This window comes from Streptococcus bouchesdurhonensis, from assembly GCF_948472335.1.
Map to the genome: position 1 here is coordinate 90,757 of NZ_CAOKTW010000013.1, position 26,085 is coordinate 116,841.

The window sequence follows — 26,085 nt, forward strand, 5'->3', positions numbered from 1 at the left end:
TAAAATCTTAGTGCCAAAAAATTCCTAGCCTAGCTTGCTTACCTTACTAGCCTATAAACATCGAAAAAGACCGGTTTCCCAGCCTTTTCCCTTATATTAATCCTTTTTCAAACTTCCTGAACGAGTCTGCGTACGTGAATAAGCTAGCAAGAGAAGGGTACCTGCGATAGCTACAGTTACAGCATTACCAATACCCGCAACAATCCCTTGGGCAAATACTTTTTCTGCCGCTTCTTGATAAATCACAACATCTCCAAGTGGTGCCAAGACACCCCAAACAAGAGCATTTGCAACAATCTGAATGAGGTTAAAGAAGACAATATCCTTCAACTCAAAAACACCCTGTGTTACTCGAATGTATTTTCTAAAGAGTCCGACGGCTAGACCAAAGAGACCACTAGCAATAATCCAAGTCCACCAAAGACCGTAGCCAGCAAGAGAGTCCTTCACTGCATGACCAATTAAACCAACAAGTAATCCCACTAGAGGGCCAAAAATGATAGATAAGAGGCTCTGTACCGCATACTGAAGCTGGATGCTTGTATTTGGAACAGGTGTCGGAATGCTGATCATCCCGATGACAACAAAGAGCGCAGCTCCAACACCGATAGCAACAACTTGTTTAATTGATTGATTTTTCATCTATATTCTCCTATTTTATGATTCTATTTTCTTTATTTCAATGGTCCAAGATGAACCGACACCCACATTATAGGCCTTGGCAAAGGAACCTTGGTTGATAGCCAGACCTAAACGATAGAGAGAGTTGATGTAAAGGATGGGTTGCCCAATTCTCACATCTGCAAATGATTTGCCATAAACAACCTGATTTTGATAGACCAGCATATCTGCATGATAGATAGTCACCTCAAAACGGTCACCGAATGCTGGTCCCAGCTTGTAAAACTCTTCTCGTGTGATAGAGGTCCAAAGCGAGCCGAAACGCACATCCAGAATATCAATAGCTCCCTTCACCAAATGGTCTTCAATGATGGTCTCTACGACTGGAAGCTCCACAATCTGATCCACACTGAGCTCTGGTCCCACTTCCTCAAAAGAAATGTGACCACTGGCCAGTTTAGCACCAGTATAGGCATAGACATCACGACCGTGGAAGGTATAAGAATGCTCTGTATTTTGACGTCTATTGGCCACTTCAGAAATCTCACGAATAGCTACAATGCCAACGTGTTTCTTGATAAAAGAAAGCGTCCCATTATCTGGCGTGACAATGTATTGATTTTTTGCAGTCTTGGCAACTACACTCTTACGTTTCGAGCCGACACCTGGATCGACAACCGATACAAAAGTCGTTCCCTCAGGCCAGTAATCCACCGTCTGAAAGAGACGATAACTCCCCTCAAAAATATTATAAGGCGTAATATCGTGCGTCAAGTGATGAATTTTTAAGGTTGGAGATTCTTCTAAAGCCACTCCAATCATAGCCGATACCGCACCATCTACCAGACCAAAGTCTGATTGTAATACCAGTAAATTATTATTCATTTTATCTCCTTATACACCCTTTATCATACCATATTTCAGAGAAAGTCGCTAATAGCTATTTCAATTGGTTAGGGTATAGTTTTACCTTATAGCAAATTTCCTACTAAAAACTCTGGTGATTAGCTAGTAGGTGCATTTTTTCTTGAAAAAAGGTATGATAGTTACATCATGAAAAAGTAGGTTTTATTATGAAAATTATCCTTGTCGGAGGGGGAAAAGTTGGTTCTGCCCTCTGTCGCTCTTTGCTTGCAGAAAAGCATGATGTTTTGCTGATTGAGCAAGACGAAGCTGTCCTCAATCATATTGTTAATCGCTTTGATATCATGGGTATCCTTGGTAACGGGGCCGATTTTACCATCCTTGAGCAAGCCAGTGTCCAGGATTGTGATATCTTTATCGCCCTGACTGAATACGATGAAGTGAACATGATTGCAGCCGTTCTAGCCAAAAAAATGGGAGCTAAAGAGACCATCGTTCGGGTGCGGAACCCTGAATATTCTAACTCTTATTTCAAGGAAAAGAATATTCTCGGTTTTTCTCTTATCGTTAACCCTGAGCTCTTGGCTGCCCGCGCTATCGCGAATATCATTGACTTCCCCAACGCCCTCTCTGTCGAACGTTTCTTTGGTGGACGGGTCAGCTTGATGGAATTCACTGTTAAATCCTCCAGTGGTCTTTGCCAAATGCCCATTTCTGATTTTCGGAAAAAATTCGGCAATGTCATTGTCTGTGCGATAGAGAGGGATCATCAAATTATCATTCCAAGTGGCGACATGACTGTACAGGATAAAGATAGAATCTTTGTCACTGGTAACCGTGTTGATATGATGCTCTTCCATAATTATTTTAAATCTCGTGCCGTGAAGAGCCTTCTTATTGTTGGAGCTGGTAGAATTGCCTATTATCTACTAGGTATCCTCAAAGACAGTCGTATCGATACCAAGGTTATTGAAATCAATCCTGAAATCGCTAGCTTCTTTAGCGAGAAATTCCCAAATCTCTACATCGTTCAAGGAGATGGTACCGCAAAAGATATCCTGCTGGAAGAAAGTGCTCAAAACTATGATGCCGTTGCGACTCTAACAGGAGTCGATGAGGAAAATCTGATTACCTCTATGTTCCTTGACAGGGTAGGTGTACAGAAAAATATCACCAAGGTCAATCGTACCAGTCTCCTCGAGATTATCAATGCACCTGATTTTTCAAGTATCATCACACCTAAAAGCATCGCTGTAGATACGATTATGCACTTTATTCGTGGTCGGGTTAATGCCCAGTATTCAGACCTTCAGGCCATGCACCATCTAGCCAATGGCCAAATCGAAACCCTGCAATTTCATATCAAGGAAGCTAATAAAATGACTGCCAAACCTCTTTCTCAACTAAAACTAAAAAAAGGGGTTCTTATAGCAGCCATCATTCGAAAGGGCAAGACTATTTTCCCTACTGGGGAGGATATGTTGGAAGTTGGAGACAAGCTCCTAGTAACAACCTTGTTGCCAAACATCACCAAGATTTATGACTTGATCGCGAGGTAAGAAATGAATAAAAGTATGATTCGCTACCTCCTTTCAAAATTACTTTTGATTGAAGCTGTTCTTCTTTTGGTTCCTGTGTCTGTCGCTGTCTATTACCGTGAATCGAGCCAAGTCTTTACGGCCCTCTTTTCAACAATAGGGATTCTCGTATTACTAGGCGGTTCAGGAATTTTACAAAAGCCCAAAAATCAACGGATTTATGCCAAGGAGGGAGTCTTGATTGTTGCCCTCTGTTGGATCCTTTGGTCCTTCTTTGGCGGTCTCCCCTTTGTTTTTGCTAAGCAAATTCCCAGCGTTATCGATGCCTTTTTTGAAATTAGTTCTGGCTTTACAACTACTGGAGCAACTATTCTGAACGACGTTTCGGTTCTCAGTCGTTCCCTCCTCTTCTGGCGAAGTTTTACCCACTTGATTGGAGGGATGGGAGTGCTTGTTTTTGCACTTGCTATTATGGACAATGCCAAGAATAGCCACCTAGAAGTGATGAAAGCTGAGGTTCCTGGCCCTGTTTTTGGCAAGGTTGTATCCAAACTCAAAAATACTGCCCAGATTCTCTATCTCCTTTATCTAGCTCTCTTCTCCCTCTTTGTCATCATCTATTATCTGGCTGGCATGCCCCTATTTGATAGTTTTGTCATTGCCATGGGAACAGCAGGTACAGGAGGTTTTACCGTCTATAACGATGGAATCGCCCACTATGGTAGCTCACTGATTACCTATCTGGTTAGTATCGGAGTTTTGGTTTTTGGGGTAAATTTCAATCTCTACTACTACCTCATGCTCCGTCGCGTCAAGGCCTTCTTTGGAGATGAAGAACTCCGAGCTTACTTGGTAATTGTTCTGCTTTCTACAGGCTTGATTAGCCTCAATACTCTCTATCTCTATCCAGGATTTTCAAAGAGTTTTGAAATGGCCTTCTTCCAAGTTTCCAATATCATTACGACGACTGGTTTTGGTTACGGGGATATTACCAACTGGCCCCTCTTCTCCCAGTTTATCCTTCTCTTCCTCATGGGAATCGGTGGTTCTGCTGGTTCAACCGCAGGTGGACTCAAGGTTATTCGAGGCCTCATCCTTTCAAAAATTGCCAAAAACCAAATTTTGTCAATTCTATCGCCCCACCGTGTTTTGACCCTCCATGTTAATAAAACGGTGATTGACAAAGATACCCAGCATAAGATTCTCAAGTACTTTGTCATCTATTCTATGATTTTGCTATCCCTTATCTTTATTGTCAGCCTAGATAGCAATGATTTTCTAGTCGTTACCAGTGCTGTCTTTAGCTGTTTCAATAATATCGGACCTATTCTAGGAACCACTTCTAGCTTCTCAATCTTTAGTCCTATCTCAAAAATTCTCCTCTCCTTTGCAATGATTGCAGGGCGCTTGGAGATTTATCCAATCCTACTTCTCTTTATGAAGAGAACTTGGTCTAAGAGATAAAATACAACCACACCTTGTAAACCTACAAAGTGTGGTATTTTTATTTTCATACTCTTCGAAAATAAAAATACCACGTCAGCTTCGCCTTGCCGTATATGTGTGACTGACTTTGTCAGTCTTATCTACAACCTCAAAGCGGTGCTTTGAGCAACCTGCGGCTAGCTTCCTAGTTTGCTCTTTGATTTTCATTGAGTATCAAATACCTCCCGCAACTCAACAAGTATCTTTGAATCCCGGTCAGACATTTCAATACCTGACTTAAGGAATTTAATAGTCCAAAAAATAACCCTCAGTCGTTTGACCGAGGGTTCCTTTTCATTATTCAAGTTAATTGATTAGCTCAATGCATCATCCATTGAAAGAACTTCGTGGAAGACACGTTGTGTCAATTCAGTTTTTTGTTCTGGAGTGAGGTATTTAGTGTTTACACAGTATCCAGAGATACGTACGATAACGTCTTCACCTGACATGATCTTTTCGTAAACATCGTTCAAGTCCATAACGTTCAAGTTAACGTGTTGTCCACCGTTTTCAAAGTAACCATCAAGGATTGTTACCAAGTTATCAACTTGTTCGTCACGAGTCTTACCAAGAGCGCGAGGTGATACTTGTGTAGTCAATGAGATACCATCAGCTGCATAACTAAAGTCAAGGCTAGAAAGTGAGTTCAAGTTTTGCAACCATCCACCTTTAGCTTTGTTAGATGGGTTAGCACCTGGTGAGAAGAATTCAAGTTTAGACAAGTTGACAGAACCATCTTCGTTGAGGTATACACCTTTGTGGACTGGTGAGTTACCAGTTTGTTTAGAGTAAGCAACATTAGATGTGATTGTCAAAAGTGATACTGTAGCTTCTGCGTCTTTGTAAAGTTTGTGGCTACGTAGACGAGTTGTGTAAGCTTCGATCAACCATTCTGCCAATTCGTTTGAACGTGGGTCATCTTCACCCCAACGTGGGTATTCACCGATTGTTTCGTAATCGTAGATGTAGCCATTTTCGTCACGGATTGGTTTAACTGTAGCGTATTTGATAGCTGACAATGTATCAACAGTGTTAGCAAATCCACAGATACCGAATCCCATGTTCGCACGTTGTTTAGTTGGCAAGAAGGCCATTTGAACAGCTTCGTAGTTGTACTTATCAGTCATGTAGTGGATGATGTTCAAAGCATCTACGTAAGTGTCAGTCAACCAGTCAAGAGATTTTTCAAAGTTAGCTTTAACTGATTCAAATTCAAGAACTTCGTCACGGATTGGTTCGATGTCAAATACTTTGTAGTCTTTGTGAACATCGTCGTAACCACCGTTCAAACCAGTAAGAAGGGCTTTCAATACGTTTACACGAGCACCGAAGTACTGGATGTTGTGGCGTTGTTCTTCATTTTCTGGGTCAAGTGGAGACACACAGCATGAGATACAGCTCATTTCACCATATCCGTCTTTAGCCATTGTTGTTACACCTTCATATTGGATTGAAGAGTGTTTGTGGCTCATGTGCATACAGTAGCGACGGAAGTTGTATGGCAATTTATCAGTCCAAAGAACTGTCAAGTTTGGTTCTGGAGAGTTACCGATGCTGTCAAGTGTGTTCAAGAAACGGTAGTCCATCTTAGTAACACGGTGACGACCGTCGTTACCCATACCAGCCATAGAAGTTGTGATGAAGGTTGGGTCACCTGAGTACAATTGGTCGTAAGCTTTTGTACGAGCAAATTTAACTGTACGAAGTTTCATAACGAAATCATCAACGAATTCTTGGATTTCTGATTCAGTAAATGTACCACGAGCAAGGTCACGTTCTGCAAAGATGTCCAATACGATTGGTACACGTCCTAGAGATGTAGCAGCACCGTTGATAACACGGCAGACAGACATGAAGGCGATATTAACCCATTGGATTGCTTCTTTAACGTTCATCGCTGGTTTGCGAACATCAACTCCGTAAAGGTCACCCAAGCGAACAACTTGTTGCAATGCTTGGTATTGAAGGTTGATTTCTTCACGAAGACGAATTGTTTCTTCATCGATTTCTTCGATTGCATTCCAGTCGTTTACTTTTTCTTGCATCAAGTAGTCTGCACCGTAAAGAGCAAGACGTGCGTAAACACCGATAATACGTCCGCGTGAGTATGCATCTGGAAGACCAGTTACAGTGTGAGCGTGACGAGCGCGACGAATGTTTGAAGTGTAAGCGCGGAAGATACCGTCGTTAACTGTTGTTACGTATTTAGTGAAGATTTCGTGAACAGCTGGGTCTGGTTCGTATCCATTTTCTTTCAAAGTGGTTTCAGCCATACGGATACCACCTTTTGGCATGAAGTTCAATTTGAAGAGTTCGTCATTTTGGATACCAAAGATAACTTCGTTTTCTTTATCGATAAATCCTGCAGGGATATCAGCGATAGAAGTTGGACGAGTGTCCATTGGGAAACGAGTTTCTTCGTAGTGAGCCTTAGTTTCTTCTACAATTTTTTTGATGTGAAGTGAACGTTCTGTTGGTCCTGCAAGGAAGCTTTCGTCTCCGTCATAAGGTGTGTAGTTAGCTTGTACAAAGCGTGACACACTTGCTTTTTCTTTCCAATCTACGCCTTTGAAGCCTTCCCAAGCTTTGTCAAAAATATCTTGTGCTTCAACAACTGTCTTAACAACCATGTTAATGTCCTCTTTTTTCTTTCTAGTAACATCCATCTGTTACATTCATGAGACAAGTATACCATACAGTAACCGATTTCAACAAGTGATAAATCCCTATTTTTACACTTTCTTTTCTAAAACAGTCTATATTTTATCCCAAACTGTATTATATTTTTGAAAAAATTAAAGCCTTTTTTCTTTTTTTCAGAAAAAAGGGTATAATAAAAGAAAATAAGCAGTAAAAAGGGGACCAGACATGTTGATTTTTCCTTTATTAAATGATTTGTCAAGAAAAATCATCCATATTGACATGGATGCCTTTTTTGCTGCGGTCGAAATCAGAGATAATCCTAAACTCAGAGGAAAACCTGTCATTATCGGTAGCGACCCTCGACAAACAGGTGGGCGTGGTGTCGTTTCCACTTGTAGCTATGAGGCGCGAGCTTTTGGTGTCCATTCAGCCATGAGTTCCAAAGAAGCCTATGAGCGTTGTCCCCAGGCCGTCTTTATCTCAGGGAATTATGAGAAATACAAGACTGTGGGCCTCCAGATTCGAGCTATCTTTAAGCGTTATACAGATTTGATTGAACCCATGAGCATTGACGAAGCCTATTTAGATGTGACAGAAAATAAACTCGGTATCAAGTCAGCGGTCAAAATCGCTCGCCTCATTCAAGAGGATATTTGGCAAGAACTCCATCTAACTGCTTCTGCTGGCGTTTCCTACAACAAATTCTTAGCTAAAATGGCTAGTGATTATCAAAAGCCACATGGTCTGACAGTGATTTTACCTGACCAGGCTGAGGATTTCCTCAAACAAATGGATATTTCCAAGTTTCATGGAGTAGGAAAAAAGACGGTGGAAAGACTTCATCAAATGGGTGTTTTTACCGGCGCTGATTTGCTTGAAGTCCCTGAAGTGACCCTGATAGACCGTTTTGGCAGACTGGGCTATGACCTTTATCGAAAGGCTCGTGGTATTCACAATTCCCCGGTCAAATCCAATCGTATCCGTAAATCAATCGGGAAAGAGAAAACCTATGGAAAAATTCTCCGTGCCGAGGAAGACATCAAAAAAGAGCTGACTCTCCTATCAGAAAGAGTCGCTCTCAATCTCAGTCAACAAGAAAAAGCTGGAAAAATTGTCATTCTGAAAATCCGCTACGAAGACTTTTCAACTCTGACTAAACGAAAAAGTCTGGATCAAAAAACGCAGGATGCTAGTCAGATCAGCCAAATAGCCCTGCAACTCTATGAAGAGTTGGACGAGAAAGAAAAAGGCGTCCGCCTGCTGGGGATTACCGTAACTGGATTTTAAAGCTCAATGAAAATCAAAGAGCAAACTAGAAAGCTAGCCGCAGGCTGCTCAAAACACTGTTTTGAGGTTGCAGATAGAGCTGATGCAGTTTGAAGAGATTTTCGAAGAGTATAAAACCTTGAAGAGTTGCCCCTTCAAGGTTTTTCTTATACAAATAAACGGACAAAGCTGTAAAGTAGTAAGACACTACCAAGCACGATACGGTATTTACCAAAAAGGGTAAAGTCGTGTTTTTTTACATAGCTTGTCAAGAAACGAATAGCGACCATGCTGACTGCAAAGGCTACTCCCATCGCAACCAAGAGCAAGAACAATTGCCCAAAGCTCAAGAGTTGTCCTGCTTTTATAAATTTGAAAATCTTTAAGGCACTAGCTCCAAACATAACAGGAATTCCAAGATAGAAGGTAAATTCCGTCACAACAGAACGACTGGTTCCATTTAACAAACCACCGACAATAGTCGCTCCTGAACGGCTAGTTCCTGGTAAAAGGGCAAGAACTTGGAAGAGTCCGATATAGAATGCTGTCGTATAAGGAAGTTTGTCCAACTCTGTTACACTTGGCTCTATAGCACGCGCTTCATTGCGCTTTTCCAAATAGATAAAGGCAATCCCATAGATAATCAACATGAGAGCAACAGAAACCATGTTATGGAAGTGGGTATCAAACCAATCATCAAATTTAAAGACGGCAAGTAAAGGCAAAGTGGCAACCAAGACCTTCAACCACAGTCTCCAAGTCTTACGAACTTCCTGCTTATCCTTAGTCGATTTGAAAGGATTGAGCTTGTTAAAGTAAATGACCATAACCGCTAAAATAGCACCAAGCTGAATCACGACATTAAACATGGACATAAAGGCTTCATTTTGATTTTGGTATTGGATAAACTCCTCTGCTAAAATCAAGTGACCTGTACTCGAAATCGGCAACCATTCCGTAATTCCTTCAACAATCCCGAAGAAGATAGATTTTAAAATTTCAATAAGATACATAGATTACTCCTTTTTCTATCTTCCATTATAGCATACTTTTTCAGTATATGGCAGTTCTCTTTAAAAGGCACCGATACTGCCACCGCCTCCTCCTCCAGAGAAGCCACCGCCAGAACTTCCACTTCCAGAAGATACGGAATAGGTACTTGCTGTGTTTGCGACGCTGGCATAATGGCTCATTTGCGCACTTGAATGATAAAACATACTATGCCAACCATAAGCTACATAGAGGTTGATATCTGGATTTTCCACTTGGATATGATGAACCTTCATCAAATGGCTGACCTTGTCCGCATAGCCAAATAAAGTCGCATAGACCAAGAGGCGATTCCAGACCACAATACTTTCCAATTCAGCCTGATCCAATCGTGCAATCTCACGCAACATATTTTCAAAACTGGTCCAGAGATAGTATACTTCTGCTCCTGCTTCATTTAGGACACCATCACGATTATCTAGCCGAAGCTTCCAATAATAGAAAACAGCCAACACCAAACCTAGAAAACCAAGTATAGGCAATGGGAGGAAAAGATAGCCATAAACATCCAAACTGTACAAGAACAAACCAAATCCGATAAATAGGGGTAGGATAGTAGAGAGTCCCATCCCCGCTTGCAAGGCCTTTTCTCCATCAGTCAAGGGACGATAATAATCCGGAAGCCCCCAGAAGGAAATTCGTTTTCTCACTCCTTCTTGCATCTGGTTCAATACTTCTTCAAAAGAAGATTTGAGTTGAAGCCCTCTTGCTTGAATCCGTTTTTCATCAGAGGCTTTTGCTCTACGATAAAGACTATCAGATACCTTGTAATCCGCAAACAAATTGGAAAGAATCTCTTCTTTTTTGCCTGAAAAAGCCAGATTTAGACAGTCTTTCTCAAAACTTGACAAACCATCTTCTTTTACTAGCCTCAAACCAACTGCATCTCCTTCTGAAATGATAGAGACATTCCCACGGTCTATCACATCTAGCAAGGTAGCTTGAATAAGTTGATCAAAGGTAAATTTTCCAGCTCCCTTGACCAAGGGACTCACTTCCTCCAAGGAGGTCGAGTAGACAGCCTCTGATAAAACCATAGGCTCTAATTCCATTGGTGGTTCATAGATACGATGATTTTTGGCATATTTGACCGAAGGAGTGGTCTTTCTTCTATAAATAAAATAGAAGCAGACACTCAATAACAAGGAGATAGAAAGTATCAAAGGGAAGACCCAGGTAACGAGTTGTTTACTTTGCTCTTTTTCTTTAAAAATCGAGTCTTCTATCTTATTAAATTCTTCTAAACGATTTCCTTTCAATCCCTGATCCCTAGCGCTAGCAAAATCAGTTCGAGGCCAGTAGGCATGCAATTCAACTCCACGCTTAGGCGGAAGATTGTCTAAACGGATAGTATAATCAAGGTTACTCTTTTCAATCGTTCCCTCTCTAAAAAGTTTCCCTGTATGGAAAAAGAGTTTTTCAGCCCCCTTGTCCCACCTTACATGAAATTCAAACTTTCCAATAGCTCCTGAACTATCTGTCAGAGGTTGCCAATTTAATTCAGCGATGTCATCATAAAGGAAAAGTAAATTCTTTAAGTTCCAAACGAGGTCAACTTCAACTGTGTCGCCTTCTTGACCTGAATTGTAGACTTTCACAGTATAACCATTCGCCTCTTCTGTCACTTCGCTAGTAACGTCTGTCAGTTCAGCACCGTTTTTCGAGGCCTGAACCTTTGGTTGAGGATCTATCTCAAATCCGCTAGGCATCTTGCCAGCACGTCCAAGTCCCACGATTTGCCCCTTAAAGTCCTCCTCAAACTGGTAAACTATCTTCTGTCTAAATTCTGCCGTATTGTCTGCATGAATATACAAATCTCCTTGATAAGAGTTTATCTTAAAATCAATGGCAAAAACCGAGAGTGGAAACATACAAAACAAACAAAATAACAGCAAGAAAAAAGTTTTTTTCATCAACTAAGTCCCCTTTTTTATCTTTGCTATCATTATATCATTTTTTCATAAGTAAGGGCTTACCTATGTTGAAAAATAGAGTTTTTTTCGATAAAATAGGAGACAGTTATTTTTTAATAGATTAGAAATAGGAGAAATCATGAGAAAAATATACTTATCTATTTTCACAAGTCTCTTGCTGATGCTGGGACTTGTCAATGTTGCCCAAGCCGATGAATATTTACGCATCGGGATGGAAGCAGCATATGCTCCCTTTAACTGGACTCAGGATGATGATAGCAATGGAGCTGTCAAAATCGATGGGACTAACCAGTATGCTAACGGATACGATGTTCAAATCGCCAAGAAAATCGCTAAAGACTTAGGTAAAGAACCTTTGGTTGTTAAAACAAAGTGGGAAGGTCTAGTCCCTGCCCTTACTTCTGGTAAGATTGACATGATTATCGCAGGTATGAGTCCAACTGCCGAACGCAAACAAGAAATTGCCTTTTCAAGCAGTTACTACACTAGCGAACCAGTTTTGCTTGTCAAAAAAGATTCTGCCTACGCAAGTGCTAAATCTTTGGATGACTTTAACGGTGCGAAAATCACTTCTCAACAAGGTGTCTACCTTTATGACTTGATTGGTCAAATCCCAGGCGCTAAAAAAGAAACTGCCATGGGAGACTTCGCTCAAATGCGCCAAGCACTTGAAGCTGGTGTTATCGATGCTTATGTTTCTGAACGACCAGAAGCTCTGACTGCTGAAGCTGCTAACTCTAAGTTCAAGATGGTTCAAGTAGAACCAGGTTTCAAAACTGGGGAAGAAGATACGGCTATTGCCATTGGACTTCGTAAAGATGACAATCGTATTAGTCAAATCAATACCAGCATTGAAACCATTTCAAAAGACGACCAAGTTGCCTTGATGGATCGTATGATCAAAGAGCAACCTGCCGAAGCTACAACAACTGAAGAGACTAGCAGTAGTTTCTTTAGCCAAGTCGCTAAAATTCTTTCTGAAAACTGGCAACAACTCTTGCGTGGTGCTGGTATCACTCTTTTAATCTCTATCGTCGGAACCATCATAGGTCTCATTATCGGTCTTGCCATCGGTGTTTTCCGTACTGCTCCTCTCTCTGAAAACAAAGCCATTTACGGCCTACAAAAACTAGTCGGCTGGATTCTCAATGTCTACATTGAAATTTTCCGTGGTACACCTATGATCGTTCAATCGATGGTTATCTACTATGGAACTGCCCAAGCTTTCGGGATCAACCTTGACCGCACACTAGCTGCTATCTTCATCGTTTCGATCAACACCGGTGCCTACATGACCGAAATCGTTCGTGGTGGTATCCTAGCAGTTGACAAGGGACAATTTGAAGCCGCAACTGCACTCGGTATGACTCATAACCAAACCATGCGTAAGATTGTCCTACCTCAGGTTGTCCGCAATATCCTACCAGCAACTGGTAATGAATTTGTCATCAATATCAAAGATACATCTGTATTGAACGTTATCTCTGTTGTCGAACTTTATTTCTCAGGAAATACCGTGGCAACGCAAACCTATCAATACTTCCAGACATTTACAATCATCGCCGTGATTTACTTTGTCCTCACCTTTACCGTAACACGTATCCTACGCTTCATCGAACGCCGCATGGACATGGATACCTATACTACAGGTGCTAACCAAATGCAAACGGAGGATTTGAAATAATGACACAAGCAATCCTTGAAATTAAACACCTCAAAAAATCCTATGGACAAAACGAAGTGCTAAAAGACATTTCTCTGACTGTCCACAAGGGAGAGGTCATCTCTATCATCGGAAGCTCTGGAAGCGGAAAATCAACCTTCCTACGCTCCATTAACCTCCTTGAAACGCCAACTGATGGACAAATCCTTTATCATGGACAAAACGTCCTCGAAAAAGGCTATGACCTCACGCAATACCGTGAAAAGTTGGGAATGGTTTTCCAATCCTTTAACCTCTTTGAAAATCTCAACGTGCTTGAAAACACAATTGTCGCTCAGACAACTGTCCTTAAACGCGAACGTACAGAAGCTGAAAAGATTGCCAAAGAAAACCTAGAAAAGGTCGGCATGGGGGAACGCTACTGGCAAGCCAAACCAAAACAACTCTCAGGTGGTCAAAAACAACGTGTGGCCATCGCTCGTGCCCTTTCAATGAATCCTGACGCCATTCTCTTTGATGAACCAACATCAGCTCTCGATCCAGAAATGGTTGGAGAAGTCCTCAAAATCATGCAAGATCTGGCTCAGGAAGGCTTGACTATGATTGTCGTAACCCACGAAATGGAATTCGCCCGTGACGTCTCTCACCGTGTTATCTTTATGGATAAGGGTGTGATTGCTGAAGAAGGCAAACCAGAAGACCTCTTTACCAATCCTAAAGAAGATCGTACAAAAGAGTTCCTTCAACGCTATCTCAAATAAAAAGAAAAGGCTGCATAAATCGTGCAGTCTTTTTGCTGTCCTCATACTCTTCGAAAATCAAATTCAAACCACGTCAGCTTCGCCTTGCCGTACTCAAGTACAGCCTACGGCTAGCTTCCTAGTTTGCTCTTTGATTTTCATTGAGTATCAAAATGAAAAGGCAGACCCTATTCAAGAATCCGCCATCATCCAAAGATTAATCTTCAAATTTTTCATGATTTTTTTCATAGAAATCAATTAAACCTAGAGCTGTTTCAAATGAAATATTTTTTACTTTTGCACGACCCTGCGCTAGAGCAATGATAGACATTTCACGCGCATTCGTTTCTTTAGAGATACGGTAGCCTGTGATCTTCTTATCACGAACCCAGCCAACAACTGATTCTACTTTTTCAAAGTTTGACTTAGCCATGTCCTTCTCCTATTTTCTTCTTTACGATATTTAATTGTATACGTTTTTATGTGTTTTGTCAATAAAAAAACATATATTCAATAAAATTAATGATTTATTTTTCTGTTACTATCTTATTAAAGCCGATAATATATAGGTTTTTACTTACTATAAACCATTAGTAAATACCTTTAAAATAATTGTATTATTAACTCTTTTGTTTGTAAAAATATTCATAATTTACAAATGCCAGTTCGGGATAGGTTAGACAGGTTTTATCTTCAACTTTATTCTATTTATCCAACTTTAAAACAATATTTCTAATAGTGAAAGACTTTCTCTCCACACTATTACTAACTATTATTTCTCTTCTCCTTCTTTGATATTCTTCCTGCCTTTATAAGCACTTTTCACTTGATCAACTGGTACTATTTATTTACTTTATCAATATTCCTTTTTATTTCTTCAAACCTATAAAAAGATGAGTCGTTAGGAGACAATAGTATCCTATCTTCTAACATTTTCCACTGTTTTTATCTTCTTAGTATCTTATCACTCTTCTCAGTTAACTCAGTATAAGGTTTCTCATTAGTATTGATTATTTTTTCTAATTCCTATTATATTTAACCAAATTTCAGATTAGACATATATAAAATAGTGGATTCTAAAAATACTCCTTATATATAACAAGTAATTTTACTCTCTTACTATAAACTGAATCAAAAAATAATAGGTACTATAATGACTTGTGATAGAAATAGCGTAATCGATTTCCTAAGTCCATAGGAATCGCCCCCTTTCTTCACCCTCATTATAGCACCTATACATCAGTTGTGCAAATAATATGATATTTTTTTATTAGTCCTCAGACAAGCATATTATAGAGCGTTTCATTACCATTTAAGTTAATATAAGATGGATCAAAACCTTCCATTCGACGAATCAAGCCTGCATAATCATGCTTATCTGCCAAGGCAATCCCAATTAATACTGGTCCTGTCCCCTTGCTAGCTCGTTTGATATACTCAAAACGTGTGATATCATCATTTGGCCCCAAGATATCATTTACAAACTCACGCAAGGCCCCTGGACGCTGTGGAAAATTAACCACAAAGTAATGCTTGATCCCATCATAAATCAAGGCGCGCTCCTCCATTTCTGGCATACGGTTGATATCATTATTTCCTCCAGAAATGATACAACAAATGGTTTTCCCCTTGATATATTCAGCTAAAACCTCTAGAGAGGCGATACTAGCTGCTCCAGCAGGCTCTGCGACTATCCCTTGCTTAGAATAAAGGTCAATCAAGGTTTCAGAAATCAATCCCTCATCGACACCTACCAAAGTTTGAACATGTTGACGAGTTGCTTCATAGGTCAACTGACCTACCTTTTGCACAGCAATCCCATCCGCAAATTTGTCAATTTCTTTGAGTTTGACTGGTCCACCAGCTTCAAAGGCAGCCTTCATGGAACGCGCTCCATTAGCCTCTACCCCAATGACTTCAATCTCTGGACTTATTTCCTTGATATAGGTAGAAACCCCAGCAATGAGACCACCGCCACCAACAGGGACCAAAACAGCATCAAAATCAATCGATTCTTTTCGAGCTTCTTCTAAAATCTCATAAGCAACTGTCCCTTGACCAGCTTGAACATGGGCATCATCAAAGGGATCAATAAAGGTACGATTTTCAGAGACTGTAAATTCTTGAGCTGCTTTGGCTGAGGCATCAAAAGTATCTCCAACTAATTTAATAGTCACGAAGTCCCCACCAAAAAAGCGAACTTGACCAATCTTTTGTTGCGGAGTAGTAATTGGCATGAAAATAGTTGCAGGAATCTTCATTTCATTGCAAGTATAGGCAACTCCCTGCGCATGATTCCCCGCAGAAGCGCAGACTACCCCACGCTCACGTTCTTCCTTGCTGAGCTGGGAAATGGCATAATAGGCACCACGAATTTTAAAAGAGCGAACACGTTGGGCATTTTCTTTTTTCAAATAAATCTTAGCACCATACTTCTCCGATAAATAATGGTCGTAATCCAGTGGGGTATTCACAACCACACCATTCAAGACCTTGTGAGCCTTGATTATATCTTTTGAACTTAACATCATTTTCTCCTAGACTATCTCATACTATCACAATCCATCCTCTTAAAAAAGAGATGAATTGATTATAAAAGCGAGTTAGTCCCCCAACTCGCCTTCACCTTAATTTCTATCAATTAGTTATAGATTTTGAATGCATCATCGTCGTTTTTACCAACGAATGGCATTGCTTTACGCAATTCTGCACCAACTTTTTCAATTTCAAGGTTAGCTGCTTGTTCACGGTAAGCAGTCAATTTTGGACGTCCAGCTTTATAGTCATTTACAAAGTCATTTGCAAATTTACCATTTTGGATATCTGCCAAGACAGCCTTCATATTTTCTTTTACTTGTTCAGTGATTACACGTGGACCTGATACATAGTCACCGTATTCAGCAGTGTTTGAAATAGATTGACGCATTTTCTTGAATCCACCTTCGTAGATCAAGTCAACGATCAATTTCATTTCGTGAAGAACTTCAAAGTAAGCCAATTCTGGGGCGTAGCCTGCTTCTGTCAAGACTTCGAAACCAGCTTCGATAAGGGCAGTCAAACCACCGCAAAGTACAGCTTGTTCACCAAACAAATCTTCTTCAGTTTCTTCTTTGTAAGTTGTTTCAAGAAGACCTACACGAGCTGCTCCAACACCTTTACACCAGTCCATAGCAATGTTTTTCGCATTTCCTGTTGCATCTTGGTAAACTGCATAAAGAGCTGGAACACCAAATCCTTCTTCATAAGTACGACGTACCAAGTGTCCTGGTCCTTTAGGAGCACACATGAAGACATCTACATCTGCAGGAACTTTGATAAATTCAAAGTGGATGTTGAAACCATGGGCAAACCCAACTGCATTTCCAGCTTCCAAGTTTGGAGCGATTTCTGCTTCGTACAATTCTTGTTGGATTTCGTCTGGTGCCAAAATCATGATAACGTCAGCCAATTTAGTTGCTTCTGCTACTGTGTAAGTGTCAAATCCATCTTCTTTTGCTTTGTCAAAAGATTTACCTGGACGTACACCGATGATGACATCGCGACCTGAGTCACGCAAGTTTTGAGCATGCGCATGTCCTTGTGAACCATAACCGATAACGGCGATTTTTTTACCGTCAAGTGCTGCTACTTTAACATCTTTTTCGTATTCCATTTGAACTGCCATAGTTTTTCTCTCTTTTCTATTATTTATTGCCTTTTAGGCTGGTTTAACAAATTTAAAATATTTTTATACTCAATGAAAATCAAAGAGCAAATTAGAAAGCTAGCCGCAGTCTGCTCAAAGCACTGCTTTGAGGTTGTAAATAAGACTGACGGAGTCAGTAACATATACCTACGGCAAGGCAAAGCTGACGTGATTTGAAGAGATTTTCGAAGAGTATTAATCGCGGGTAAATCCAGTTGCACCAGTTCGAGCAATATTGCGAATACCGTATGGTCGAATGACTCGCAATAGAGCTTCACTCTTTTCAGCATTTCCTGTCATTTGAATGGTAATCGAGCTTGGCGCTACGTCTACCACTGTTGCACGGAAAGGTTGAATAATGGCCAGAATCTCAGCTCGCTTCTCAGCTGGTGCTGACATCTTAACCAAAATCACCTCGCGCTCCAAATGAGGCTTGTCTGTAATATCACGAATGCGAATCACATCAATTTGACGATTGAGTTGCTTGATGATTTGCTCCACCTCATCATGTGAAGCCACATCAATAATAATGGTGATACGCGATACATTCGGATCTTCTGTTGCTCCAACAGAAATGCTTTCGATATTAACCTGACGGCGAGACAGGACACCGGTAAAGCGATTGAGGACTCCTGAACGATTTTGTAGTTTTGCTGTTAACATTCTACGCATGGAACTTCACCCCCAACATCTCATGATTACTCTTACCAGCTGGCACCATTGGCAACACCTGCTCCTTACGAGAAATATCTACCTCGATTAGCATAGGAACATCCTCAGTGATGACTTCAAGGTCTTGAGCCAAGGTCTCAGGATTGTCAAACTTATAGTTTTTAATGCCGTAAGCCTGTGCCATCAGTTGGAAATCAGGAAGGGTATCAAAGACAGACTCAGATGTTCTACCTTCATAGAAGGATTCCTGCCACTGGCGAACCATTCCAAGCGAGTGGTTGTTCAGCATAACCACCTTGATTGGCACCTTGTAAATGTTCAAAATAGCCAATTCCTGGTTAGTCATTTGGAAACCGCCATCCCCAACAAACAAGACTACTTCCTTATCTGGATTAGCAATTTTAGCTCCGATTGCTGCTGGAATTCCAAATCCCATCGTTCCCAAACCACCTGAAGTCACTAACTGACGTTCATTTTGGTAGGGATAATACTGAGCTGTCCACATTTGGTGTTGACCAACGTCTGTTACCACAATAGCATCTCCGTTAGTTAATTCACCAATTCGTTCAATAACAGCTTGCGGTTGAACTACACGCTCTTTCTTATCGTAAGAACGAACGCGGTTCTTGTCTTTAGTGACTTTCTCAATCCATTTCTCAGTATTGTTATGAACTGTCGGTTCAGCCAGCAACATTTGCAAAGCTTTCTTAGCATCTCCAACTACAGGAATATCTGCACTGATAATCTTGCCAATCTCGGCTGGGTCAATATCAATATGAGCAACCTTAGCATTCTTAGCGAAGGTCTTAGGATTCCCCGTCAAGCGGTCATCGAAACGACAACCAATACTAATCATAAAGTCCGCTTCCGTCATGGCAATATTAGCTGCAAATGACCCGTGCATGCCTCCCATTCCAAGGAAGAGTGGATGACTCGTTGCAATCGTACCTTGCCCCAAAAGACTGGTTACCACTGGAATTTGATATCGCTCTGCAAATTCATTTAGTTCCGCAGCAGCTTCAGCATAACTAATTCCACCACCAGCTAACAAGACTGGCTTTTTAGCCTTGGATAATTGCTTCAAAATTTTCTTGATTTGCATATCATTCGGCTCAAGAGTCGGCTGATAGCTTGGTAGGTTCACTTCTGGTGAATAAATGAATTCTGTTTCCAAAGCAGATACATCTTTAGGTAGGTCAATTACGACTGGCCCTGGTCGACCTGTAGTTGCGATATGGACAGCTTCCGTAATGATACGCGGAATATCTGCCGTCTCACGAACTTGGTAATTGTACTTAGTGATTGGCATGGTAATTCCCACGATGTCTGCCTCCTGAAAGGCATCCTTCCCAATCCCTGCTCGCGCAACCTGTCCTGTAAAGACCAAAAGGGGAACACTGTCGCTCATGGCATCCGCAATCCCTGTAATGGCATTTGTTGCTCCCGGTCCGCTAGTGACGACGGCAACACCCAACTTTCCAGTTGATTTGGCATAACCTTCAGCTTCATGCAGACAACCTTGCTCATGGCGTCCTAGAATGTGGCGAATGCCTTTAAAATTATATATCGCATCATAAAAAGGCAAGACTGCACCACCAGGATAACCAAAGATGGTATCAATTCCTAAATCACGAAGTGTTTCCAAAACTAGGTCCGACCCCGTCTTAGGAGATTCTAAACTGATTTTCTCCATTGTTCCCCTTTCTCTTCTCTTAAAAATAACTTGTTACTATCATACCATTTTTTCAAAATTTTTCAAGAGAAAAGAAGAAATTTTCTGAATTTTCTATTTTAACGTTTATTTATGAATGTTATTTTTGTTTTTATTAAAAAGATACCGATTTCATTTACTAAAAAAGAAAAAAGAACTGATTTCTCAGTTCTTCATTAATCTTATTCCACACTGAATAGGTATGGGTAAACAGGTTGTTGACCTTGATGAATCTCGACTTCAACATCTTCGAATTCTTCTGCGATTTCTTGGGCAATTTCATTGGCAAGTTCTTCGCTTCCGTCTTCACCGACATAGAAGGTTACAATTTCACTATCTTCATCCAACATATGTTTCAAGGTTTCTGTCAAGGTTTGGTGCATATCAGGGTTTGACACGAGGATTTTCCCATCCACCATACCTAGATTATCGTTTTCATGGATTTCTAAGCCATCAATGGTTGTATCACGCACAGCTGTTGTGACGCTTCCACTAACGACATCGCTAAGAGCAGCTGTCATACGCTCTTGGTTTTCTTCGATGGACTTGCTTGGATCAAAGGCAAGAAGACTTGTCAAACCTTGAGGAAGAGTACGAGCTTCTACCACTACTGCTGGTTGTTCCAAAACTTCTGCTGCAGATTGAGCTGCCATGAAGATATTTTTATTGTTTGGCAAGAAGATAATATTACGAGCGTTAACCTGTTCAACAGCCTTGATAAAGTCTTCTGTTGAAGGGTTCATGGTTTGACCGCCCTCGATAACATAATCCACACCTTGGGAACGGAAGATATTTGCTAGACCTTTACCAGCCACCACAGCAATCAAAGCATATTCTTTTTCTTCAACAGGCTTGCTAACTTGAGCAGCTTCTTTTTCAACCTGCGCTTCGTGTTGGTTGCGCATATTGTCAACTTTTACCTTGACCAAGCTACCATATTTGAGACCTTCTTGCATAACAAGTCCTGGATCTTCTGTATGGACATGGACTTTGACGATTTCATCATCATTGACAACAAGGAGAGAGTCTCCAAGTTCATTCAAGTAGTTACGGAATTCGTCGTAGTCAAAGTCTTTGGCATAGGTTGGACCTTGCTTAAGAGCTACCATGATTTCGGTACAGTAACCAAACGTGATGTCCTCAGTCGCTACGTGACCAGCTACAGACTTATGGTGCTCTGCATTGATCATTTCACTCATGTTGGCAGGAGTCGCTACAAAGTCCTCAGATGCAATATATTCACCAGTAAGGGCTGAAAGGAAACCTTCGTAGATGAAGACCAGTCCTTGACCACCTGAATCCACAACGCCAACTTCCTTCAAGACTGGAAGCATATCTGGCGTTTTAGCTAGAGCGGTTTTAGCACCTTCCAAGGCTGCACGCATTACCTCAACAGCATCATCTGTTTGCTCAGCCTTTTTCTTAGCACCGATAGCAGCTCCACGCGAAACTGTCAAAATCGTTCCTTCAACTGGTTTCATAACGGCCTTATAGGCAACTTCCACACCTGATTGGAAGGCAAGGGCCAAGTCTTGACCTGTTAACTCGTCTTTATCTTTGATGGCTTGTGAAAATCCACGGAAAAGCTGAGACGTAATAACGCCTGAGTTCCCACGCGCGCCCATCAAAAGACCTTTGGCAAGAATGCTCGCTACCTCTCCAACTGTAGAAGCTGGTTTGTCTGCAACTTCCTTAGCACCATTTTCAATGGTCATTCCCATGTTTGTTCCAGTATCTCCATCTGGAACTGGAAAGACGTTTAATGAATTGACATATTCAGCTTGCTTATTCAAACGAGTTGATGCAGCCTGCACCATTTCTTGAAATAGGCTAGTAGTAATTTTTGACACGGTTATTCTCCTACAACTTTGATATTTTGAATGTAGACATTTACAGTCTGAGCGGTAATTCCAAGTTGGTTTTCCAAACTAAATCGAACACGCTCTTGAATGTTTTTTGACACTTCGCTAATCTTTGTTCCGTAGCTCAACACGGTATATACATCAACTGCAATACTGCCATCTTCGGCCGCTTTTACGACGACACCTTTGGAATAATTTTCCTTACCTAGAAGGGCTTGGAAATTATCTTTGAGGGCATTTTTACTAGCCATACCGACCACACCAAAAATTTCAGTTGCTGCTCCACCTACGACGGTTGCAATCACTTCATCTGTTAGTTCGATTTGACCATCTTTTGTATTAATTTTTACAGTCATCCTTTTTACCTCAACTAGTTGATACTCTATTTTATCATATTTCAGCCCAAGTGTAAAAGCAGAATACTGTATCAGCGGATATTTACTCTATTTTTCAAATGATTTTATACCTACAGTAAAAGAAAAAAGACCCTAAGGTCTCCTTACTTTTATTATTAAACGCGTTCAACTTTACCTGATTTCAAAGCACGAGCTGAAGCCCAAACTTTTTTAGGTTTACCATCGATAAGAACAGTAACTTTTTGAAGGTTTGGTTTTACGGCACGTTTTGTTTGGTTCATCGCGTGTGAACGGTTGTTTCCTGATACAGTCTTACGACCTGTAAAGTAACATACTTTAGCCATTGTGTTTTCCTCCTATTAGATCTAATATAGCGGATGTGCTAGCACCACATACTGTACTATGTTATCACACTTTCTTCATTTTTGCAAGGGAATTGGAAGATTTTTTTATTTAACGTAGACAATTCCCAACTTCCCAAAGGCCACATCTCCACGGATAATCAAGGTTTTGCTGGTTGGGGCTAGAGGAGTATCTGCCTTGGCTACGCCACAGAAAGTTTCTACCTTTAAATCAACTCCCCAATGTTGAGGAACATAGATAACTGCATTCCCAAAACCGACTTCTATCTTCAAGGTTGCGCTATCTCCCAACATCTCTGCATTGTCATAATAAATCTTGGCATTGCCAAAACCAACTTCTACTTGATCTTCTACCAATTCTTGCTCTTGCTTGTAGAAAGTTCCAGTCCCAAAAGCAACTTCCTTATCTGTAAGAATGGTCTTTTTACCATCATACCACCATTTTTTCCCATTCCAAGTTCTGTTAGAATGAGTGAGTGCGCTGACACCCATTACGATTAAAATACTTGCCCAGAACAATGACTGATTGGGAATTGGTAAAATGCCATAAAAGTGGTTAGCAATCATTAAGGCTACTAGAGCTGTAAAAGAGGCTGAAGTTAAGTGACGATGCAACAAAGCTCCAACTGATTGATAGGCAAAAAATGCAATACCAAGCAAGGGCCAAATTTGCCCACCGAATGAAGGGATTCCAAAATTTCCTTGTAATAATATTAAAGCTGCCAATACTAGCAACACAATACCAAATGCTTTCTTTTTCATGTTCTTACCTCATGTTTCTTAGATTTTCTTTTAGGAGGGATTGGTAATGCCGTGAGACATGAATCTCCTTGTGGGTTTGATAAAAGGAAATGGTGCCCGTTCCTGAAAAGGACTTGTCCACCGAGTAAACTTGCCGAATATTAGCAATGGTCGACTTGGATACTCGACTGAAATAACGGGGCAGGATAGACTCTAACTCATAGAGTTTAAGTCGAACCTCGTAGGCATCTTTCTGGGTATGGGCGTAAATCTTGTTCCCCTCTGTTTCAAAGAAAAGAATTTCCGACAAGTCCAGATAATATTCACCCGTCCCCTTGTAAAAAATCAACCGAGGAGACTTGGATTCTTGCAAGAGGCGCTGTAAATCCGCAATCTCATCTGTCAAAGCCGCTGCCTTGATGACAATTTCAGTTTCCTCTAAATTGCTGTCAATTTCGATTCGTAACTTCATTCCATCTCCTTTCTGACTCTACTATATCAAAGCCAAAATAAGAAAACAAGAGCAAAAAAGCAAGTGGTTACTTTAGACCCGTAAGTGGTTGTAGGACCACCTTAACTTACAATTCAAAATAGAAAGAAAAGCATACCCCACGCAAGGCCACAAATATAACCAACTACTACATCCTTGGGATAATGCACTCCCCCTAAGACTCTTACTAGACCGAGGAAAGCTGACAAGACCAACAAGATAACCCCTACAGATAAACTAGCATGTAAGCAAGCCATGGAGATAATGGTTGCTGAAAAGACATGACGACTGGGCATAGACTGACCAAGGCTATCTCTGTCAAGCAAAGGTTTAATATCCCATTCCTCATAAGGCCTAGGGGCATTGATTTTCTTACGAAGAAAGGATAAAATCACAAAACCTGATGCAGGGATAAACAAATAGATTCCGACCTGTTTCCCAAGTCCTTGTTGGAGATAGGTAGTTGCTAACAAGGTTAGATAAATCATAGGCATAACCACCGTCATGAACCGATTGAAAGTTCTTAACAAGCTCAGAAGAAAGGGCTTATTTTTAATGTTACTAGCAACGTGGCCATACCATTCTTGATAATTTTTCATATATTTTCTCATCACTTACTCAAATTTTGCTTATAGGGAAGCACTTGTCTTCTAGTATAGTGCAGAAAAAGAAGACCGTCAAGCCTTCTTTCGATTTATTCTTCTGCTTCGTCTTCTTTAAATTGACTGTTATAAAGGTCAGCGTAGAAGCCTCCTTGTGCCATTAGCTCATCATGATTGCCTTGCTCAATGATATTGCCATCTTTCATGACAAGAATCAGATCAGCATTTCGGATAGTTGACAAGCGGTGGGCGATGACAAAGGAAGTTCTTCCCTCCATCAAACGATCCATGGCTTTCTGAATCAATTCCTCTGTACGGGTATCAACAGAAGAAGTCGCCTCATCTAGGATTAGGAGTGGCGCATCTTTCAGCAAAGCACGAGCGATAGTCAAGAGTTGTTTTTGTCCGACAGACAAGGTCACTGTATCATCCAAGACGGTATCGTAACCATCTGGTAGTGTCATGATAAAGTGGTGAATCCCTACAGCCTTGCTGGCTTCAATCACGCGCTCATCACTAATCCCCTCTTGGTTATAGATAAGATTGTCGCGAATGGTTCCTTCAAAGAGCCAAGTATCCTGCAAGACCATTGAAAAGGCATCGTGTACTTCCGAACGCTTCATATCCTTGGTATCCACACCATCGATACGGATACTTCCCTTATCAATCTCATAGAACTTCATCAAAAGATTGACAATAGTTGTCTTACCAGCCCCAGTCGGTCCGACAATGGCAACCTTTTGACCTGCATGAGCCGTCGCAGAAAAATCGTGGATGATAGTCCGATCAGGTGTATAACCAAAGGAGACTCGATCAAAGACTACTTGACCTTTCATATCGCTCAATTGTCTTTCTTTATGGGATTCGTCTTCCATTTCCTCTTCAGCTAGGAATTCGAAGACGCGTCCCATGGCTGCACTAGCCTGCTGAAGACTAGTAATCCCTTGGGCGATTTGTGAAAGAGGCTGAGAAAAGATACGAACGTAGGCCATAAAGGCAACTATAATCCCGATACTGATGTGTCCATTTAAGGCCAAGGCTGCACCAACGATAATCACCAAGGCATAGCTAAAGTTCCCAATAAACATCATAATCGGCATCATAATCCCTGAAATAAACTGAGATTTCCAGATACTGTCATACAGACGATGGTTTAATTTCGCAAATTCTTCTTTCGTACTTTCGATGGCATTATAACTGGTCACCACATTATGGCCAGAGTACATTTCCTCCACATAGCCATTGACAGCTGCCAAATCTTGTTGCTGACTCTTAAAGAAGCCCTGGGATTTGCCCATAAAGACGGACACGAAAACAAAACCAATAAGGGTTGAAACAACCGTCACCAAGGCTAAAATCCAGTTCATCCCAAACATGGTTACCAAGACTGCCACGACCAGTAAACTAGATGAAAGAACTGTTCCCAGACTTTGATTCAGGGACTGGGCTGCAGTGTCAACATCATTGGTTACACGAGACAAAGTATCCCCCTGAGAGTGCCCATCAAAATATCCCAATGGTAGGCTATTGATTTTCTCTGCAATCGCTCTTCTCAAACGCTCTGAAAAACGTTGAATAGCTGTTGTAAACAGAAAGGCCTGCAAATAATTTGATAGAAGTCCGATCACATAAATCACGGCCAAAAAACCACCAATAGCTGCAACCGCCGCGACATCCACACTTGTTTCCAGACCACTGGCAATAATATTAGTCATTTCCTTGATGCGAGTTGGACCATATACAGTAATGATATTGGATAAGATTGTTGCTAGAAAGGCGATTAGAAGGGCAAACTGGAGA

Annotated in this window: 22 protein-coding genes; 5 read left to right on the forward strand and 17 right to left on the reverse strand. The window is 40.9% G+C overall.

Annotated elements, in window-relative coordinates; translation table 11 throughout:
- Positions 1-96: 96 nt before the first annotated feature.
- Entirely contained in the window at positions 97-642 is a 546-nt protein-coding gene (locus tag QMQ21_RS17470; RefSeq protein WP_261057160.1) for an ECF-type riboflavin transporter substrate-binding protein, read from the reverse strand.
- 15 nt (positions 643-657) lie between these two features.
- Positions 658-1,506 carry an SAM hydrolase/SAM-dependent halogenase family protein gene (locus QMQ21_RS17475; RefSeq protein WP_049542540.1) on the reverse strand — a complete coding sequence of 283 codons (849 nt, stop codon included), beginning with the start codon at positions 1,504-1,506 and terminating at the stop codon, positions 658-660.
- Positions 1,507-1,694: 188 nt separating this feature from the next.
- On the opposite strand from QMQ21_RS17475, the gene trkA reads away from it, so the two are divergent.
- The gene (gene trkA / locus QMQ21_RS17480; protein ID WP_261057161.1) at positions 1,695-3,044 is read left to right on the forward strand and encodes a Trk system potassium transporter TrkA; all 1,350 of its coding nucleotides are present in this window, start codon (positions 1,695-1,697) and stop codon (positions 3,042-3,044) included.
- Positions 3,045-3,047: 3 nt separating this feature from the next.
- A complete protein-coding gene (locus QMQ21_RS17485; RefSeq protein ID WP_001043441.1) occupies positions 3,048-4,487 on the forward strand; it encodes a TrkH family potassium uptake protein in 1,440 nt (479 codons plus the stop codon).
- Between the two features lie 335 nt (positions 4,488-4,822).
- On the opposite strand, the gene pflB is transcribed toward QMQ21_RS17485, so the two are convergent.
- Positions 4,823-7,138 (reverse strand): formate C-acetyltransferase, encoded by a 2,316-nt coding sequence (gene pflB, locus QMQ21_RS17490; protein ID WP_261814882.1) that lies wholly within the window; start codon positions 7,136-7,138, stop codon positions 4,823-4,825.
- 238 nt (positions 7,139-7,376) lie between these two features.
- Here pflB and dinB point away from each other — a divergent pair, with 238 nt between their 5' ends.
- A complete protein-coding gene (gene dinB / locus QMQ21_RS17495; RefSeq protein WP_000904599.1) occupies positions 7,377-8,438 on the forward strand; it encodes a DNA polymerase IV in 1,062 nt (353 codons plus the stop codon).
- Between the two features lie 146 nt (positions 8,439-8,584).
- Here the strand turns inward: dinB and QMQ21_RS17500 are convergent, their stop codons facing one another.
- On the reverse strand, positions 8,585-9,430 hold the full coding sequence (locus tag QMQ21_RS17500; protein WP_000280780.1) for an undecaprenyl-diphosphate phosphatase: 846 nt from the start codon (positions 9,428-9,430) through the stop codon (positions 8,585-8,587).
- 60 nt (positions 9,431-9,490) lie between these two features.
- On the reverse strand, positions 9,491-11,380 hold the full coding sequence (locus tag QMQ21_RS17505) for a DUF2207 family protein (RefSeq protein ID WP_284525509.1): 1,890 nt from the start codon (positions 11,378-11,380) through the stop codon (positions 9,491-9,493).
- A 139-nt stretch (positions 11,381-11,519) separates the two neighbouring features.
- Between QMQ21_RS17505 and QMQ21_RS17510 the strand changes: the two genes are divergently transcribed.
- Positions 11,520-13,085: an ABC transporter substrate-binding protein/permease gene (locus tag QMQ21_RS17510; protein WP_045612303.1), complete on the forward strand. Its 1,566-nt coding sequence runs from the start codon at positions 11,520-11,522 to the stop codon at positions 13,083-13,085.
- Positions 13,085-13,825, forward strand: a complete 741-nt coding sequence (locus QMQ21_RS17515; protein WP_000189477.1) for an amino acid ABC transporter ATP-binding protein — start codon at positions 13,085-13,087, stop codon at positions 13,823-13,825. The genes QMQ21_RS17510 and QMQ21_RS17515 overlap by 1 nt, the downstream gene beginning before the upstream one ends.
- A 196-nt stretch (positions 13,826-14,021) precedes the next feature.
- Here QMQ21_RS17515 and QMQ21_RS17520 read toward each other — a convergent pair whose 3' ends face one another.
- From QMQ21_RS17520 to QMQ21_RS17575, 12 genes are all read right to left on the reverse strand, one after another.
- The gene (locus tag QMQ21_RS17520; protein WP_001130036.1) at positions 14,022-14,237 is read right to left on the reverse strand and encodes a capsule biosynthesis transcriptional regulator; all 216 of its coding nucleotides are present in this window, start codon (positions 14,235-14,237) and stop codon (positions 14,022-14,024) included.
- 844 nt (positions 14,238-15,081) lie between these two features.
- A complete protein-coding gene (ilvA, locus tag QMQ21_RS17525) occupies positions 15,082-16,332 on the reverse strand; it encodes a threonine ammonia-lyase IlvA (protein WP_261814883.1) in 1,251 nt (416 codons plus the stop codon).
- 113 nt (positions 16,333-16,445) lie between these two features.
- Positions 16,446-17,468 carry a ketol-acid reductoisomerase gene (gene ilvC / locus QMQ21_RS17530; RefSeq protein WP_000290683.1) on the reverse strand — a complete coding sequence of 341 codons (1,023 nt, stop codon included), beginning with the start codon at positions 17,466-17,468 and terminating at the stop codon, positions 16,446-16,448.
- Positions 17,469-17,684: 216 nt separating this feature from the next.
- Positions 17,685-18,161: an acetolactate synthase small subunit gene (ilvN, locus tag QMQ21_RS17535; protein WP_001253803.1), complete on the reverse strand. Its 477-nt coding sequence runs from the start codon at positions 18,159-18,161 to the stop codon at positions 17,685-17,687.
- Positions 18,154-19,854, reverse strand: coding sequence for an acetolactate synthase large subunit (locus QMQ21_RS17540; RefSeq protein WP_023946707.1), 1,701 nt, complete (start codon positions 19,852-19,854; stop codon positions 18,154-18,156). Before QMQ21_RS17540 ends, ilvN begins: the two co-directional genes overlap by 8 nt.
- A 200-nt stretch (positions 19,855-20,054) precedes the next feature.
- A complete protein-coding gene (locus QMQ21_RS17545) occupies positions 20,055-21,722 on the reverse strand; it encodes a DAK2 domain-containing protein (RefSeq protein ID WP_261017487.1) in 1,668 nt (555 codons plus the stop codon).
- A gap of 2 nt (positions 21,723-21,724) precedes the next feature.
- A complete protein-coding gene (locus QMQ21_RS17550; protein WP_000216437.1) occupies positions 21,725-22,090 on the reverse strand; it encodes an Asp23/Gls24 family envelope stress response protein in 366 nt (121 codons plus the stop codon).
- Positions 22,091-22,245: 155 nt separating this feature from the next.
- Entirely contained in the window at positions 22,246-22,434 is a 189-nt protein-coding gene (gene rpmB / locus QMQ21_RS17555) for a 50S ribosomal protein L28 (RefSeq protein WP_001140948.1), read from the reverse strand.
- Positions 22,435-22,539: 105 nt separating this feature from the next.
- Complete coding sequence (locus QMQ21_RS17560) at positions 22,540-23,214, reverse strand: LiaF transmembrane domain-containing protein (protein WP_261814884.1); 675 nt, start codon at positions 23,212-23,214, stop codon at positions 22,540-22,542.
- A gap of 4 nt (positions 23,215-23,218) precedes the next feature.
- Positions 23,219-23,665 (reverse strand): LytTR family DNA-binding domain-containing protein, encoded by a 447-nt coding sequence (locus QMQ21_RS17565; protein ID WP_261814885.1) that lies wholly within the window; start codon positions 23,663-23,665, stop codon positions 23,219-23,221.
- A 113-nt stretch (positions 23,666-23,778) separates the two neighbouring features.
- Positions 23,779-24,282, reverse strand: coding sequence for a phosphatase PAP2 family protein (locus QMQ21_RS17570; RefSeq protein WP_261814886.1), 504 nt, complete (start codon positions 24,280-24,282; stop codon positions 23,779-23,781).
- A gap of 95 nt (positions 24,283-24,377) precedes the next feature.
- Positions 24,378-26,085 (reverse strand): ABC transporter ATP-binding protein (locus tag QMQ21_RS17575; protein ID WP_261814887.1); only part of this gene is annotated, 1,708 nt, incomplete at its 5' end.

Excerpts from the sequence above, each read along its gene's own strand:
- QMQ21_RS17560 (WP_261814884.1), bottom strand. The coding sequence starts at position 23,214 with ATGAAAAAGAAAGCATTTGGTATTGTGTTGCTAGTATTGGCAGCTTTA.
- QMQ21_RS17485 (WP_001043441.1), top strand. The coding sequence starts at position 3,048 with ATGAATAAAAGTATGATTCGCTACCTCCTTTCAAAATTACTTTTGATT.
- ilvC (WP_000290683.1), bottom strand. The coding sequence starts at position 17,468 with ATGGCAGTTCAAATGGAATACGAAAAAGATGTTAAAGTAGCAGCACTT.
- QMQ21_RS17515 (WP_000189477.1), top strand. The coding sequence starts at position 13,085 with ATGACACAAGCAATCCTTGAAATTAAACACCTCAAAAAATCCTATGGA.
- trkA (WP_261057161.1), top strand. The coding sequence starts at position 1,695 with ATGAAAATTATCCTTGTCGGAGGGGGAAAAGTTGGTTCTGCCCTCTGT.
- QMQ21_RS17475 (WP_049542540.1), bottom strand. The coding sequence starts at position 1,506 with ATGAATAATAATTTACTGGTATTACAATCAGACTTTGGTCTGGTAGAT.
- QMQ21_RS17500 (WP_000280780.1), bottom strand. The coding sequence starts at position 9,430 with ATGTATCTTATTGAAATTTTAAAATCTATCTTCTTCGGGATTGTTGAA.
- dinB (WP_000904599.1), top strand. The coding sequence starts at position 7,377 with ATGTTGATTTTTCCTTTATTAAATGATTTGTCAAGAAAAATCATCCAT.
- ilvA (WP_261814883.1), bottom strand. The coding sequence starts at position 16,332 with ATGTTAAGTTCAAAAGATATAATCAAGGCTCACAAGGTCTTGAATGGT.
- QMQ21_RS17520 (WP_001130036.1), bottom strand. The coding sequence starts at position 14,237 with ATGGCTAAGTCAAACTTTGAAAAAGTAGAATCAGTTGTTGGCTGGGTT.
- QMQ21_RS17470 (WP_261057160.1), bottom strand. The coding sequence starts at position 642 with ATGAAAAATCAATCAATTAAACAAGTTGTTGCTATCGGTGTTGGAGCT.
- rpmB (WP_001140948.1), bottom strand. The coding sequence starts at position 22,434 with ATGGCTAAAGTATGTTACTTTACAGGTCGTAAGACTGTATCAGGAAAC.
- ilvN (WP_001253803.1), bottom strand. The coding sequence starts at position 18,161 with ATGCGTAGAATGTTAACAGCAAAACTACAAAATCGTTCAGGAGTCCTC.
- QMQ21_RS17570 (WP_261814886.1), bottom strand. The coding sequence starts at position 24,282 with ATGAAAAATTATCAAGAATGGTATGGCCACGTTGCTAGTAACATTAAA.
- QMQ21_RS17550 (WP_000216437.1), bottom strand. The coding sequence starts at position 22,090 with ATGACTGTAAAAATTAATACAAAAGATGGTCAAATCGAACTAACAGAT.
- pflB (WP_261814882.1), bottom strand. The coding sequence starts at position 7,138 with ATGGTTGTTAAGACAGTTGTTGAAGCACAAGATATTTTTGACAAAGCT.
- QMQ21_RS17505 (WP_284525509.1), bottom strand. The coding sequence starts at position 11,380 with ATGAAAAAAACTTTTTTCTTGCTGTTATTTTGTTTGTTTTGTATGTTT.
- QMQ21_RS17510 (WP_045612303.1), top strand. The coding sequence starts at position 11,520 with ATGAGAAAAATATACTTATCTATTTTCACAAGTCTCTTGCTGATGCTG.
- QMQ21_RS17565 (WP_261814885.1), bottom strand. The coding sequence starts at position 23,665 with ATGAAGTTACGAATCGAAATTGACAGCAATTTAGAGGAAACTGAAATT.
- QMQ21_RS17540 (WP_023946707.1), bottom strand. The coding sequence starts at position 19,854 with ATGGAGAAAATCAGTTTAGAATCTCCTAAGACGGGGTCGGACCTAGTT.